At 41.2% G+C, this 16,100-nt stretch carries 14 protein-coding genes; all 14 read right to left on the bottom strand.

Annotated elements, in window-relative coordinates:
• Window positions 1–2: 2 nt before the first annotated feature.
• The 14 genes from HH214_RS14305 to HH214_RS14240 all read right to left on the bottom strand — a co-directional run bounded on the left by HH214_RS14305 (window position 3) and on the right by HH214_RS14240 (window position 15,883).
• A complete protein-coding gene (locus HH214_RS14305; protein WP_169608728.1) occupies window positions 3–791 on the bottom strand; it encodes a glycosyltransferase family 2 protein in 789 nt (262 codons plus the stop codon).
• A gap of 63 nt (window positions 792–854) precedes the next feature.
• A complete protein-coding gene (locus HH214_RS14300) occupies window positions 855–1,982 on the bottom strand; it encodes an XrtY-associated glycosyltransferase XYAG1 (protein ID WP_169608726.1) in 1,128 nt (375 codons plus the stop codon).
• A gap of 30 nt (window positions 1,983–2,012) precedes the next feature.
• Window positions 2,013–3,182 (bottom strand): glycosyltransferase, encoded by a 1,170-nt coding sequence (locus tag HH214_RS14295; RefSeq protein ID WP_169608724.1) that lies wholly within the window; start codon window positions 3,180–3,182, stop codon window positions 2,013–2,015.
• Between the two features lie 28 nt (window positions 3,183–3,210).
• Window positions 3,211–4,596, bottom strand: a complete 1,386-nt coding sequence (locus HH214_RS14290; protein ID WP_169608722.1) for a hypothetical protein — start codon at window positions 4,594–4,596, stop codon at window positions 3,211–3,213.
• A 41-nt stretch (window positions 4,597–4,637) separates the two neighbouring features.
• Entirely contained in the window at window positions 4,638–5,903 is a 1,266-nt protein-coding gene (locus tag HH214_RS14285; protein ID WP_169608721.1) for a glycosyltransferase family 4 protein, read from the bottom strand.
• 4 nt (window positions 5,904–5,907) lie between these two features.
• A complete protein-coding gene (locus tag HH214_RS14280; protein WP_211166231.1) occupies window positions 5,908–6,933 on the bottom strand; it encodes a glycosyltransferase family 4 protein in 1,026 nt (341 codons plus the stop codon).
• Complete coding sequence (locus HH214_RS14275) at window positions 6,930–7,775, bottom strand: hypothetical protein (RefSeq protein ID WP_169608719.1); 846 nt, start codon at window positions 7,773–7,775, stop codon at window positions 6,930–6,932. Before HH214_RS14275 ends, HH214_RS14280 begins: the two co-directional genes overlap by 4 nt.
• A 6-nt stretch (window positions 7,776–7,781) precedes the next feature.
• On the bottom strand, window positions 7,782–8,894 hold the full coding sequence (locus HH214_RS14270) for a glycosyltransferase (protein ID WP_169608718.1): 1,113 nt from the start codon (window positions 8,892–8,894) through the stop codon (window positions 7,782–7,784).
• 50 nt (window positions 8,895–8,944) lie between these two features.
• A complete protein-coding gene (locus HH214_RS14265) occupies window positions 8,945–9,913 on the bottom strand; it encodes a hypothetical protein (RefSeq protein ID WP_169608716.1) in 969 nt (322 codons plus the stop codon).
• Window positions 9,913–11,085, bottom strand: coding sequence for a glycosyltransferase family 4 protein (locus HH214_RS14260; protein WP_169608714.1), 1,173 nt, complete (start codon window positions 11,083–11,085; stop codon window positions 9,913–9,915). The genes HH214_RS14265 and HH214_RS14260 overlap by 1 nt, the downstream gene beginning before the upstream one ends.
• A 17-nt stretch (window positions 11,086–11,102) precedes the next feature.
• Complete coding sequence (locus HH214_RS14255) at window positions 11,103–12,023, bottom strand: glycosyltransferase (protein ID WP_169608712.1); 921 nt, start codon at window positions 12,021–12,023, stop codon at window positions 11,103–11,105.
• Window positions 12,024–12,217: 194 nt separating this feature from the next.
• Window positions 12,218–14,539: a GumC family protein gene (locus tag HH214_RS14250; RefSeq protein ID WP_169608710.1), complete on the bottom strand. Its 2,322-nt coding sequence runs from the start codon at window positions 14,537–14,539 to the stop codon at window positions 12,218–12,220.
• 27 nt (window positions 14,540–14,566) lie between these two features.
• Window positions 14,567–15,367: a polysaccharide biosynthesis/export family protein gene (locus tag HH214_RS14245; protein WP_169608708.1), complete on the bottom strand. Its 801-nt coding sequence runs from the start codon at window positions 15,365–15,367 to the stop codon at window positions 14,567–14,569.
• A gap of 204 nt (window positions 15,368–15,571) precedes the next feature.
• Window positions 15,572–15,883, bottom strand: a complete 312-nt coding sequence (locus HH214_RS14240) for a DUF3467 domain-containing protein (RefSeq protein WP_169608706.1) — start codon at window positions 15,881–15,883, stop codon at window positions 15,572–15,574.
• Between the last annotated feature and the right edge of the window lie 217 nt (window positions 15,884–16,100).

Genomic DNA, 16,100 nt, shown 5'->3' with positions numbered 1-16,100 from the left:
AACTACTTACCTTTTAAGTTTTCTTCTTCAATAAGCCGTAAGGCAAATAAAATTTCAACCATGGTGCGCTGCAAAGTATAGTACCAGCCTGCCCAGCCGCTTAAAAATAAGCCACGCACAAACAAGCAATAGAAAAACACAAAGAAAGGTGCCAGTACTTTAGTACATCGGATACGGTTTAATATAGAGTTAGCATCAGGGTTACTGCTATCTAGTAACTTGTTACACTCCCGAATAGAATAACCATCTTGGTTGCTGATCCAGCGGCTAAGCGATTTTTGATCGTCATGTAAAATCTTCGAGTGGTAAAAGCCTTCTGCCCCATCAATCTTAAGGCGATGAGCATGCCCATCATCAAAATAAGAACCTGCATTACGTTTAAATAATACTGGCCGCGGAGTCGTATTATTATTAATTAGTTGTTTACCGAAAATCAGAAATTCAAACTTGGTAAGATAGGCTACCTTATCGTTTTTTGTTGCGATAAACGAGCGAGTTTCTTCAATAAAGCCATCTGTTAAAACATAGTCGGCATCTAGGCTCAGCACCCATTCGCTGTTTAGTAAAGTAAGGCCATAATTACATTGTTGAGCAAACGTATCAAACTTGCGATAAACCACCTCCACATTGGAATAGGCTTGCATAATCGTGAGCGTGTTATCCGTACTGCCACTATCTACAACTACCACTTTCTGCAACCAGGTAAGCTTATCCAGTACGCGCTTAATGTTTGGCTCTTCGTTTTTAGTTAAAATAAGGGCTTGTAACAGTTCCGGCTTAACAATCTCCATAAATCAATATCAAATATCTATTGTCTATCTCGTGACTTCTTTTAAAATGTAGCTTATACTTGTTCAGTTCAAATTTTTATAGGCTGATACATACTGGCTAATCAACTGCTTTTCCGAAAAGTGTTTTTCAATTATTGCACGGCCATGCTGCCGTATATACTCCCGTTTGGGAACGTTATTTATAGCAGCAGTTAACTGCTTCCTGATGGATTCAACATCCAATTGGCTTACCCAGCCAGTTTCAGTTTTGGCTACAAACTCCGATAAGGCTACATCTTTAGATAATAACACAGCTGTTCCCATGTGCAAAGCTTCAACAACCACATTAGCAAAGTTTTCATTCAAGGATACCAACGCGAATAGATCAGCATCCATCAACTCAGTAAACTTTTCATCGCGGTTCTTCCAGCCTAACCATTCTATTTGGTTGCTGATATTTAATTGCTTTGATAACTGCTTCAATTGTTGAATGTAATCTTCATCACCCGTGCCGGCAATTCTTAACACAACTGGTTGATGCAATCCGCTAATGGCTTCAAACAAGAGTTCTAATCCTTTTTTAGGATGAACCCGCGATAAAAACACAATAGTAAATACACGATTAGGTTGATGCTGAACAGGTGTGGCTGGCAGGGCAATAATGTTGGGTAGTTCAAACCCTTTCCAGCCGGGTATCAGTTGTTCGCATTCCCGGTATTCGGCCCCGGAAGTAGCATGAAAATAACATTGCGCTAAAATACTTTTGCCAAAAGCTTTATGCATCAACTTTTTGGCTTTACTGTTACCTGAGTTAAAAATGTATTGGCTAAGCATACCACGCGGAGCAACTACTACTTTAGTATTTTTGGATAAGCTTATTTTAGCAGCTACCATAACTAGTATATTCCACCAGGAATGAATGTGAATTACATCATATGCTGCTACGGTTTGATACAGCTGCTTCCATAAAGCCGGAGAAACATGGGTAGGATCTTTAGTAATGCGCGGAAAATAAGTTACCTGTACGCCATCCACATTAACCGGCTTACCAGCGGGCACCTCCAGTTCGGTTTTACCGTTGGCTGTAGTGGTGTACACCTGTACCTCATGGCCATCGGCTACCAGTCCTTCACATAGCCGGGCCACCGACTCGATAGGTCCGCCATAAATGTAAGCTGGTTTGTAAGAGGGTACGATATGGAGTATCTTCATGCTTTAACAATACACTTGTTTGGTACAGCGTTACAAAGCTGCTTGTAAAATATCCTGGTAAATGTGCTCTAGTCGATTCAACGTTCCATCAGCATTAAATCTGGCTGCATTAATTAAACCTTTAGCAACCTGCTGCTCCCGATCGGCAGCAGGAAAAGCCAGAATGCGGCTTACCTGAGTTGCGGCATCTTGTGCCCATGCTTGTACTTCTGCTCCTGTTTGCGGGCGCCGGGGTATGTAGAAGGCCACCTCACCGCCTACTTCGGTCATGGGCGCTTCGCCTGTGGTAATTACCGGGCATCCTGAAGCCATTGCTTCTGCTATTGGCCATCCAAAACCTTCGGCCAGTGATGGAAAAAGAAATACAGCAGCTCCTTGATAGGCGAGTTTAACTACATCGTCACTTTTACCACTTACCAGGTGGATATCTTCTTTATACGGAGAACTTTCGTATTGTGTTGTTAATTTAGCATCGGGTACGGCTCCTATCATGAGCAGCGGTAAAGACTGGGCTGCTGTTTTGCGCCATTCATTATAAATTTCAATTACCCCAGTACGGTTTTTGTACCATTGGTTCCCACCAACATGTAGCAAGTAACCATTATTTAAATCAAGGCTTAATTGGGCACTCAAGTTTTTTCTAGCTGATAAGGTGTTGCCTGCTATAAATTTTTGATTTAAGCCATTATAAACCATTAATGATTTAGGCGGTATCTGACCTAAAAATTGGTGTAAATCCTGCTGTGTTTTATGAGATACGGAGATAAAGTTTTTACCTTGCTGGTAACCGGAACGAATGTAAGCCTGGTACTGTTGCCCACTACGGCTGGTTGGATTTTCAGAAATTTGTCCCAAAGCGGATTGCTGTGCTAAAAAATCATGGCAATGAATTACATGTGGTCGTTTAGCTACCAGGGGTACCCAGGGGCCTAAAGCCTGATCGGTAAAAACGAACAAGGTATTGTTGCCATACTGCGCCATTCGTTTGCGTACCTGTGCCGGAAAAACCAAATATTGATCGATATAGCCCATCCATTTTTTAAACATTTGCGGAACGGGTAAAAGATAAAACTTAGCTTCAGGCGTCCATACCTCAGTTTCATGTCCACGATTTTGCATACCTTCTGCCAACATCCGGGCAAACCTGGGCATGCTTTGCGAACCCAGAAAAGGAGGATGAGTAAAAAAGATAATGCGCATATGTGTAAGTGAAATCTTAAGGTTGTTATTAAGCGATAGTTACGGGCTTTCTTTTATATCGTTTTTTACAAGCTGCCAGCGCTAGCCCGACACCAAACACACTAAAACCTAATGAGGTAGGTTGTGCCCAATTACACTGAGGCCCCTGTAATACAGCAAAACTGAGTAATGCCCAAGGTAGTAGGTCGCCGGCTTTTAGCTTCTGGTACGACTTTTTGATTATATCGATCAAAATACCGGTTCTGGCAATAATGATAATTATCCCCATTACTAACCCTAACTCAGACATCAATCTGGCAAACTCCCCTTCTGATATTCCGGATACAACTTTACCCGATAATAGCTTAGACCCTACCGATGTTAACATACCTGAGCCATACCCTAAAAAGGGCATATCGCCTATATGCCTGAAAGGCACAGTAATACCTCCCAGATACCGGTCAACTATAGAGCTTTGTAAATCGCCACCCTCTGATTGTTCGTTTGCGGTTTCAATACGTGCGGTAAGTGCCCGCATAGCTGTATTAAAGAATTCAGTTTGACTGAGCGCCATAATAACAATGACTAACCCCACACTGGCACCCATCATTTTACCAATATATTTGGGCTTTCGGGCAATAGCTAATACAATAAATACTACAGTAACCCCTACTGAAAACATTAAGGTACGACTGATAGAAAGTGGTATAGAAGCCAGCAATGCTCCTGTAGAAGCCAGCAACAACCATCTGTTTACGCTATCAGGATTGAGCCAGAAATAAAGCACATAGCCACTTAAAAAGCTATAAAAAAGCGTAGTTCCATTGGTGAATGAAAAAGTACCTGGTGGGCGTTGGTAGCCTAAAGCACCACTAAACCCGGCACCCGCTTCATCTCCACCTACTCCACGATTCACCCATGCACTTTGCGGACTGTAAAATTGCAAAGCAATTAATACCGTCATCATAATGGATAACCATAGAGTTACTTTGCCTATCTTGATTATATCTTCCCGTACTAAAATCCGCTCCATAATAAACATGAATGGCACATAGAATAAGAAGGGTCTGGCTCCATAGAAAGCTACCAGTATATTTCCATGACCTGTAGCAACTGCTGTAAAAATGCTGATTACACCCACTGTAACTATTACAGGTATGTAATTATTGCGCGGGAATATCTTCAGACTTGATGCCTTATACATAGCCCACATAGCAATTGGGTCTCTAACTAATAAAAGTGGTGTTGCCAATGCTGGTAAAAACCACTTACGCAAAGCTCCTTCAAAAATCAGCAATAAAAAATATATCCATATCGCGTTTTTAAGTGATTGATGCGGATCTTTCTTCTTAACAATTTTACGCGCGGGCTTTTTTTTATTGCGTATAGGGCTTAGTTCATAGCCTGTGGAGTTGTCAATACTGGCTGCGGTCATATTTACAGGTGAACTGTTTGCAATTTAACGTATAGTTTCACTTATAAGTTACCCGTTATGGTACCTTTTGATATAGCTTCGATGCGGGCAGCTAACTCCTGGCCGTAAACAGACCAAGGTCTTTGCCGGGCTCTTTCCATAGCAGCCCTACCTGCATCGGCAATCAAGTTTCGGTTTAGCAGCAGCTGTTCTATAGCTTGCTGTAACGCTTCAGTTGAGCCGGCTTCTACCAGCCAGCCATCTTCGGCATGAGTAATTACATCAGGCCCGGCAGTACGATCGGTAGTAATAACGGGCGTACCTTGAGACATGGCTTCGGTTATCACCAGCCCGAAACCTTCAAATAAGGATGGAAAAACAAATACATCCTGCGTTTGCATCAGCTTTAATATTTCGGCATGGGGCAAACTGGGTATCCACCGGTGCTGGGCTAATGCTTCATCTAAGGCTGCACAGTTGTTACTGGCTTTACGGCCCACTACGGTTAGTTCCACATGTGTACCAAATGCTTTTACCGCCTCAAATAAGTTAGCTATGCCTTTGCGTTGCGATAACCCACCAACAAACAATAGGCGCAAAGGCCCATGCTGACTGGCGTATTCTCGTTTTTCACATACCGGCGGAAAGCCGTAAGGCACTACAGTTATCGGAGCTAATTTGCCAGGAAAATCTTGCAGGGTTTTTGCGGTAAAGCTACTGGCTACAAAAATGTGATCGGCCAGATGTAGTTCTTCATCTTTATAGCCCAGCTTAGTTGCTGAATCTTTAAAGCCGGTTAAGGTAGATGTCCAATCGGGCCATTTTTCTATTTCGGCTTGCAACAAGCGTCTGGCTGCACGCCAGTAGCCAATGGGCAAATCATAATAACAAGGTATATTCAATTGCTTTGCTTTCTGAAAAGAAAAACGGGCACCATCTTCATAAGCATATACTGCCGTATTTTCGGCTTTGCCAGTAAAGCTCTTTAACTTGGAAGCCACCCATTGATCATGATGCTGGTAAACACTATCTACAGAAAATACGCCGGTTTCATGCTGAACCAAGCTTTTCATTTTCAACTTCAAAGCTAAAAGTCGGCTTAGTTCATACCATGGTGAATATCGCGTAAGCGATTTTATCTCTGGACTGTACTGACGACGTTTAACTTCACCCAACCCAGGTAAGCCACTTAATTTATCCAGCCAATCGCCCGGGAATGAAGCTATAGCAGTAAAAAACTGTTCAAGCAGATGGGCATTGTGCAAGCCGTAAGCCGTAGCACGAACGTTGGCGTTCCCGGTAGGATGTAATAAAACTACTTTCGTCATCAATTTATGATTTAGTACTGGCTTGCTCAATTACCTTTAAATACTGCGCTGCTACATTTTGTGGATGATGCATGACCAAATGAGGATCAGATGCTTGGCGAAACTGTTGTTCCAGTTCTGGATGATCCAATATATTTTGTATGCCGGCCGCCAATGCGACTACATTATTGCGGGATATCACTAGCCCAGCTTTACCTACTGCATCGGGCAAGCCCCCGCCATCAGACACGATAGGCAGACAGCCGCATGCCATGCCTTCCAGAGCTACGTTACCGAAAGGCTCCTCCCAAGTAGAGGGTACCAGCAGAAACCGATGGCGGTTTAAACACGCTACTAAATCCTCACCGCTCAAAGCGCCGGTAAAGGTAACCTGGTTACTAAGCCCCAGCTTATCAACCAGGTTTTCCAGCTTAGATAAATCAGGTCCGCTGCCTACAATAGTCAGCGTTAGTAGCCGGTTTGGCTCAGTTGTTTTTAATTTGTGCAAGGCTTTAATGGCTATATCGGCTCCTTTATCAGATACCAAACGCCCCATAAACACAAAATCTTTATCTCGAATAGCACTTGGCAATTTCCGGAACAGTTGGTTACGGTAAGGATTACCAATAACAGTTGCATTTGCCCAGCAACGTTTACGTACCGCTTCACTTACGGCAATAATGGCTGTAGCTCTTTTCAACCAAAATAGCTTGAGCTTATCTTGCCAGCCCATGCGGCCATCCATACGGTTAATCCAGGTACGTAAGGCAATAACATGAGGTTTGTTGAAGAATAGTGCTGGCCACGAGAGCTGTAAAGCTGGATTATTTTCATAAACTAAATCTGCCCGGCGGTGCTCCTGCCACAATACCGTTTTGCTGGGCTGCCTAATTACGGTAAACGGAAAGGTTTTAGTACCTGTACTGCTAGTCCAGGTCAGCATCCTGACTTCATGTCCAGCTTGGTGAAAAGCTAAAGCCAGAATTTCTGAGTTAACTTCAATACCACCAATATCCGGATAAAACTTATGGGTAATGAAAAGTATCTTCATTTGATGGGTAAAAATCTTCGGGCAGATTTTTGTGCCCAATCTATCACATTAACATTTCTTGACAGGTTGAATCGTGGCTGAGCCGAATTGCCACTAACTTCATAATGCTCTGCCGACCAATCATGCAGTTTGCCTTTTAGCTTACCGATTAAGTGTATAGCCCGTGTTTCCGGCTGCGGACTGATTAAGTTTTCGCGACAGACAAACTGTGTTTCATCAGGGCTGTAAGACGGACCTGATTTGCCAAACATTAGTGCCCAGCAGGTTTGCTCATGCACCCACTTATTGTTCCGCACATCGGGCCGAGTTACAAAGTATTCTATAACATCCAGATCGTACTTTTGGGTATCATAACTAAAATATCCTGAGTTAAACTTATAAGGTATAGGCCACCGATATTTGAAAAACACGTTTGATAACTTAACTGATAATTTTATAGCATCCGTTCGCAGGTAAGTATTTTGTTGTTGCCCGAAGTAGGCTTCACAATTTTTAATGTAAATAATGTCTGAATCAGTATAGGTAAACCTCGGGCTGGCTGTACGAGCCAGCAAAGGAATATCAATCAGCTTTAACGCCGGGCCGTACTCATCACGATACTTGCGGCAACCCGGATACTGGCTAATCATATCCAACACCTGTTCCTCCCTTTCTTTACGCTTGATTACCTGTATAGCCGGCGATAACTGCAACAACATTTCTGTGCCTTTATCGGTTATTGATCCATCATCAATAATCACCAGCGGCTGATTGGGTTGCAAGAAGCGCAAAATTTTAGGCAGCGTTACCGTTGCCATAGGTACATCGCGCTCGCAAAGCAAAGTGTAAACAGTTTGCGGCATATACAATTATCTATTATTTAGTTGAGTTATAAACTTTTCGGCAATTTCAGGTAACAAAGGCTGATATTCGGACTGTGCCGGATAGGCATTTGCTTCTTGTAACTCCGAGAATATTAAATGAGAACGAAAGTGATAATCAGCAGGTGCTTTGCCATCCCACTTAGGCAGCCATAGTGGAGTTCCGTGTTCCAGCATAGCAATAGCAGCACCACTTTTACCTATTAAGTAAGGTTCGGAACGTACCACACCTACTGTACAGTTGCTTAATACGGTACTCAACTCATTAGGTTCTAAAAAACCGCAATCAATTACCGCTGCGCCATATAATCCTAATCTTTTATTCAGCGTTTCGATAAACTGTTGCTTCTCGGCCGAGCCTTCCCGCACAATTACGATACTTACTTTACCCAAATGGCTTTTACAAAATTGTTCTAAGCCATCAAGCACCTGCCGCAAAAAAGTGCCTCGAGGTGGTCCACCGAAGTAAAGTACTTTTTCGGAATACGCAGCTGCTTTACTAAAGCAAGCCGGCAATTGTTCAGTAGAACTTTTATCAATGTTACCAAACAAGCCTGATATTTCAGCCTGAATGCCTATAGCCTGTAAACGTGCCTGATTGTAGGGTAGCGTTACTGTTACTAGTTTTGGTTTTAACTGCGCTAAACCCATATAAATAATCAGCTTCTGCGCATGCATCACCAACTGCTGTGCCGCACGTTCCGGCTTATCCAACCAAATTTCGTGAAACATAACATGCCACTTTGCCTGAGTAGCCACTGCTTTCAACTTTCGAAAAAAGCCAAATGGCAGACCTTTAGGATGAAAAGAATATGGCACAAACTGGAGACTCACCCACTCTGGATTAAATGCCTGCAACCAAGCTTTTACCAAATTTAAAGCTTTGGGTAATGGTGTATGCCCAGGCACACGCCGAACTTGCAGCATTGTACCATCAGCATCCTGAACTCCATTGAATTCAGCAGCAATATATTTATCGTTGAGGGAAATGAGAATAAGTTCATGACCGTTTCTGGCGAGTTCGCCAGCCAGCCTGCGGGTATAATCTCCTACCCCATCACGCCCTGGCTCTAAAGCTCCACAAAGAAAAGCGATTCTCATCGTTACCTTCTTTCTCCTGTTTTGTTAAGCAATTATTTTATTTAATCGCTTTAAGCTCTTTTATAAAAACGCCCAATCAGTGCAGCTATGCTGATGCTAAACTTTTTGTAGACTATGGTTCGGTTAGAATACAAGTTAATTGGGCCTTGGGCAGATTCCCAGTATTTACGTTCCATAATTCTTGGCGGCCTGCCGCTGAACGCTCTGGAAAGAGGCTTCCAATCCCAAGGTTTGGGGCTCCCCAAAGCATGTGGCATTATAGCCCCACCTGGTATAAATGCCATCGCTTCTTTACCAATTAAACTTACAGATCCATCCCAGGCTTCCATAGCAGCGTTTAGAGCATCTTGGTCGGTTCGGCCAAAAGGCGCAAACGGTCCTTGTGCATCGGGCGCCAATGCCGCATAAGATTTGAATATAGATCGGTTTAACCCACCAATATGCTCGCCCATTGCTTCCTGTACCGCTTTCCAAACGTTCAAGAAAGCAAAGTCCCGTTTGCATAAACCTAGATAGCCACCGTTAGCATAAAAAGCCTCTTTAAAATTTAAATAAATGCCAGCATCCTTAAAAGTTTTACGCCAAGCTACCCGGTGTGGATGATGCTGCGGCAATGGAGAATTAACATCTTCACATACAGCTACACCACCTTCCGCCCAGCGTTCAATAAATTTCCAGGGCGCAATAACGGTTATATCAGGATCAAAATAGTATAAGCAATTTGCCTGTTTTGCTGGCCCATCAAGCAAACTCAACATAAAATCAGGTTTATAATTAGTTAAATGATAATCGGTAGTTAAAGGTAAAAAGTGCAACTGTAAACTTTCGGTCACCTTTAAAGTACGGCTACCGATCCAGCTACTGTTTACTTCCTGCGCAGCTTTTGCCCAGGCTGGTAAATCACCTTTGTAACCAGCATATATATCACCCCGAAAGCCTTGCTTGTATAAAGAATTAATTAAAGCAGCAACTCCATAGTGATACCGGTTTTCAAACAGAGTACAAATTACAGAACTCATTACTTAAATGATGTAGTTGATACTAAAGATTGAACACTATTAATTACGGTTTCCAATTGGTCGCAAAAAACATCGTAATTCAAACGATTGTCGAATTCTGCACGTGCAGAAAGAGATATATTTTGATAAGCTTCTTTACTGCGCCATATAGCTACCCATCTGGAGGCTAGGCTTTGTGGTGTTTCGCCAACCTGCATTAATAAGCCATTCACACCATCTTTGATGATTTCCGGTATGCCTCCGGTATCACGGCCTATAGCGGGCGTACCATAAGCATTGGCCTCGCAGTATACGCAACCATAACATTCGGCAACTGAGGGCAGCAGCAAAGCGTGAGATTGTTGGAATAAATTGTTCAGCTTTTCGGCTTCGGCAGGTACATCCTTTCGCAGAAAACCGGCTTGAATTACATACTGCTGGTATTCTGCCGGCACATCAGCCTTGCATCCTACTACGGTTAAATTGCTCTTTATGCCTAATCGATTTAATTCGGCAACAAACTTTACGGCATCTGGTCCGCCTTTACGTTCCCAAACTACACCCAGAAATAAAAAACGGCATATTTCATCATCTGCCCGGCGGTTAATCCACGCTTGTACATCCTGCATAGCAGGTGCATGGTCCAGATTGGCACCTAATGGAATGGTATGTATTTTTGAAGCCCGAACCTGGTAATCGTTCAAAGCACTATTGGACGCCCAGGTAGCCGAAAAGACAGCAGCATCTACTTTATTTAATGCTTTTTGGTACATATCATTCCCAGCCTTAATACTACGCCTGGTGAGGCTGCTAAAATCTTTATAATATCCTAAAAGCGATGCAAAGGTAGTGTCGTGTATAGAAACAGATGGCTGTTTAAAGGTCGTGTAAGCCAAAAAATCAGCATGGATAGCTAGTACAACGTCAGGGTTGGCTTGGTTTACCTCTTGGTCGAATTGCTGACCGATGGCCTGCAAAACTTTTTTTTCAACAAATGCCATGAACCACTTTTTTTGCGTGTTGTAATAATAACGCCTTAACCAATTATAGTACCAGGGTTCAGCAGGTTTACGCAGAGAGATAGCAACGATTTGATGACCTCGATTTTCAAGGGCTTTAATAATATGAGCCGGGATTCCAGACCAGGTTTTCACCGAGCGCGGATCCCCTAAGCTAGCAACAGCAATTTTCATCTTTTAAAATTTGTTGTTTAATTGACAGCTTTACTCCAAGCCAAGCGTGCATCTTCTACTGCTTTATATTCTGCTATGTATATCTTTTTAGCAAGACCCTGCATTCTTTTCAGTTTGCTTAAGTAGCGTAATCTTTTTAGAATAGCATTTTGCTTGTAATCTTTATTATATCCCCACATTTTGCCCAACAGATAATGAGAGTAAGCGTGACCTGCTGCTATTCTTAACAGGTAATCGGTTTCAAGCCGAGACTGGGGTATGATATGAATTAACTCCAGTTCAGGTAAAACAGCCGATAAGTAGCCACTCTGACAAACCTGCAAGGCCATATCCACATCCTCTCCCGATAATAAAGCATTGCCGGTACGCCCTAAAGCAGCAGCCATAGGATGGTTACGGCAAGCTTCTACATATTTTAATGCCAGGTTGCGCCGAATGGCCGTGCCGGCACCATAAGGTATAGCGCTACTAAACTTAAGTTCATTAGAGTAATAAGCTCTAGATTCATTACGAAGCGCCAGCATATTGGTATGCACCATTACTTCTGCCGATGGTTGCACTTCAAACTCTGGTATAATTTTACCAGCGCCCAAAATGCCGATTAGTTTATTTTCCTGAAACTGTTTAGCTATAACTTCCAGGTAATTACTTTTTAGCAAATTATCATCATCAACAAAAATGAGCAGCTCCGCTTTAGCTTCTTCAATACCTCTAATTCGTGCTGGGGTTAACCCTAACTTATCTTCGCGAACAATCCGGCTAGATGGATGCCAGCTTAAATCAAAAACTTCTGTTAACTGTTGCTTGCTGCCATTATCAACCAGTAACAATTCCCACTGCTGTAAAGCCAATGTTTGTTTTCTAAGCGCTTCAAACACCCGGTTCAGGTATTCTAAACGAGGGTTGTGTGTACATATAATTACGGATAGCTGCAACATAAACGAATGAAAGAATCAATTAACGCAGGTTATGATTTAAGTGCTTTACTAATTATTGAACAGGCTAATCAGCCATGTTTTCAGATTACAGATTAACTTCTATTGTCATCATTTCTGGGTACTATTCACCCATTTATAAGGTGTTTTAAAACATATAATTGAAGCATTTATACCCGTTGTCAATAAGTTTCTAACTATTTATTGAAAATACTGGATAGGAATCCTTTTTTTGCAGCTTCTTCTCCGTAATACGAATAATCATAATTGTAATAACCCAAGCTCGAATTGTCTATAGAATTGAATATAATGTTCAACCTTTTAAATATCTTTTTCCTGTATAGCTCGTTAATTAGCTTGATGTGAGTTTTAGCAGTATAGTTAAAACGAACTAAAAAGAAAGTAGCATCTACATACCGGCTCATGATTTGAGCATCAGTAACCAAACCAATTGGTGGCGCATCAATTACTATATAATCGTATTCTTTTTTCAGGCTATTGATTAATTCACCCAAACGCCTATTCATTAATAATTCAGCAGGATTAGGCGGCGTAGTTCCACTCTCTATCAAGTAAAAGTTTTCCTGCTGGGTTACAGGCCTGATAATATCATGATAATCAATCTTCCCTATTAGATAATCGGATAGACCTTCTTTTCTTTCCAAGCCAAGCGTACTCAACAGCTTAGGTTTCCTTAAATCAAGTTCAAGAATAATTACCTTTTTATTGGTGCTGGCTAAGCTTGCCCCCAGGTTTAATGAAATGAATGATTTACCCTCACCACTGATACTTGAGGTAAACAAAATTACTTTGCTGTCTTCGTCAGGTAACAGGAATTGCAAGTTGGTACGTAAACCTCTAACCTGTTCGGCCACCATGGAGCGGGGTTTAGCTGACACGATTAAAGGTTCTGATTCCTGCGCATGAGCAATTTGCGCCAACACAGGTACTCTGGTGATCTCATCAATATCTGACTTGCGCCTAACGGTATTGTTAAAGAAATCTTTGGCAAAAATTATCCCCAACGGCAAAGCCAAACCTAAGGCAAAGAAGATAGCATACAAGGTTGACTTTACCGGACGTATAGGTGCGCCGGTACCAAAAGCTTTATTAATAATCCGGCTATCGGCTGTAGTAGCAGCCAAAGCCAGTCCTGTTTCTTCATGTTTTTGCAGCAGAAAGCTGAATAAAGTGCTTTTAATATCCTGCTGCCGCATCACATCTAATAAGCCACGTTCTTTAACCGGCACCTTTTTGATGTCAGCTTCATTTGATCTGTTTTGCGATTGCAGCTGGCGCTTACTTTGCAACAACACCTGCCTAACTGTAGGTATAGTTTTGTTTATGCTTTGCTTTAAAGCAATAATCTGATCATTAATCTGACCTACTAATGGGTTACTTTCAGGTATAGTTCTGAGTAAACCTTCTCTTTGTAAAAGTAATTGCCCCAGTTGTGGTACCAAAGTATTCAGCGTAGGATCATCCAACCCTAGCATAGATGGTATAGTCACTTCGGTACTCTTCGGATTACTGATAAAGCTTTCTACACTTTTCAGCACCTCTAATTGTAAATCTATTTTCTGGATGCCATCATCAACGGTGCTAAGCTTATTCAAAACCAAAGAAGCCTGGGTGCTTACATCAATAATACCGTTGCTTGACTTGAACTGCTGAACGTTATTTTCGCTTTTACCTAGTTCATCTGCTAAAAGCCCTAAACGTTCATTAATAAATCTGAGAGTATTGGAGATAGTCTGGTTTTTATCATCAATAGAAGCGTTATTGAATTCATCAATAAGCTTATTCAAATAATCCTGACCTTTTTGAGGCACTTCATTAACGGAAGTTAAGATCAGCATATTACTGGTTTTATTAGCTGGAGTTACACCTAAGCCTTTTAAGTACTGATTGGCGGCAGCATCTAGTGTACTGAAAACCGCATAAAAAGCTTGCTTGTTAAAAAAGCTCAGATTAGGTGTTACTTTAATGATACCCGCTTCAGTTTTTACAGGCTGATTTACCGGTATTCTTTTACCTGCAAACAATACTTCATTGGCATTTACAAATTGAACTCGCCATTCGCCAGTATAAGTTTCAACCGAGGGTTGAAGTACATCAACATTGGCTGGGGTATTTTTATATAAATAACGTTTGCTTAAATGCCCTTTAACATAGTAAGATGTTTGTAGCCCTAAATCTTTTACTACCTTTTTGGTAAGACTGCTTGATTTTAAAATTAACAGTTCGTTATCCAGGTTAATAGCTGGCTGGGCCAGATTCAGCTGCTGCAAAACGCTTTGATTAGGAATCTGGTTATTATCTTTAATCAGAATATCGGCTTCAATCTGGTATTGAGGAACCTGTGATTTTACATAAAAGTATCCGATGGTCATGAAAACCACCAGTGATAATACAAACCAAGGCCAATGCTTTAAATACCGGAATAAGATATCCCCAAAGCCGGACTCACTTCCACTGTTTTCCTGAAACTCATCGTATAATTCGTTTTCTGAATCCATATTTAAACAATATTCCTCCAGCCGAAACTACAGCCGAGATTTAAGTACGATAATTAAACTGACTAAACTTGCTACGAATGTTTCTATACGAAATGTTGGATCCATTTGCAAAGCACGAGCCTTTACCGCTCTGGCATATACCACATCGTTAGAATGCAGGTAGTAATAAGGTGAGCTATACACCTCTCTGCTGTTCAAATTAACGTGACCAAATTCTTTTTTGCCATTATTGTCTCGTACAATGAGGATATCGCTCCTGTTAGCAAAGTTGGTTAAATCGCCAGCCATACTTAATGCTTCAGGTAAGGTTACCTGTTCGTTAGGTATAACATATACTGATGGCTTAGCCACTTCGCCCAGCATCGATATTTTATAATTCAGTACCCGTACGGTTACGGTAGGCTCCATTAAATACTTTTTAAGCCGTTGTTTGATAGTATCCCGGGCCTCAGTAGTAGTTAGGCTACTCACTTTTATAGTACCGGCAAGAGGTATCTCGATTTCTCCGGATGGATCAACCAAATAGCCTGGTGTTGTAGATGCATTAACACCACCTGAAGCTGAACTACCATTAGCACTTTGAGCAGACCCAACAGTAGTATAAGGATTGAAAAAGCTACTGGCTTGTGGGCTTAAAGAGCTTACAAAAACAGAAATAATATCGCCTGGCTGTATTTTAGATATAAAAGGTTTAGCTACCGCTATCGTATCTGATTGTGCAGAATTAGTCTTTTGAAAATAGGTAAGCCTTTTTACACTAAAACACGACGAAAATAAACAAGCACATAAAAGAATGATTATTAATTTCAGGTAAGTATCTATTTTCATTGAAGAGTATATGATATTAAACAATATCTCTATATGGATTAAATGCTCTACTAAAGTAATTCTGTTAATTTTTGAATGCAGAAGTTCTTACAACTGTCTGCATTCAACCAGGCAAATTCTTTTATTTAATCAGTACATTAAATAAGAATTGACTGTTAAGTTATTTGTGACCATGTGCATACTGTTTAAAGTATGCATCGATTATTAGGCCTCACCTATTGCTCCGCCAAAGTTTATTGGGAAACTTGGATTCTCTTGCTGAACCTTAATACGCCCGTTTACGGATTCAAACTTGTTAATGTTATCTTCTAAAGCAATTAGTAATCGCTTGGCATGTTCGGGCGATAATATTATGCGCGATTTTACCTTAGCTTTAGGTGTACCTGGCATAACTCGTATAAAATCAATTACAAACTCAGCACTGGAGTGTGTAATTACAGCCAAATTAGAGTATATGCCTTCGGCAACATCTTCTGTTAATTCAATATTTAATTGGTTTTCGGTATTATTTTCCATTTTAATAAAAGTTTAAAAACGCTGTTTTTGTTACTGATTAGTTCCAGAATGATTATATAAAAGTGTCAACAATATGATTGTAGAACTAAGTGAAACACTAAAATCATCTGCAAGAAACTAGTATGAACACGCGTAAACTATTTTAAACCTGTTTACGCTGTTTGCAACAAAAGTAGCCATCTCACATTAATACACAACCTACTTGCATAAACTATAC

The organism is Mucilaginibacter robiniae (assembly GCF_012849215.1).
Taxonomy (GTDB): domain Bacteria; phylum Bacteroidota; class Bacteroidia; order Sphingobacteriales; family Sphingobacteriaceae; genus Mucilaginibacter; species Mucilaginibacter robiniae.
This window is presented reverse-complemented; position numbering and strand designations above follow the sequence as displayed.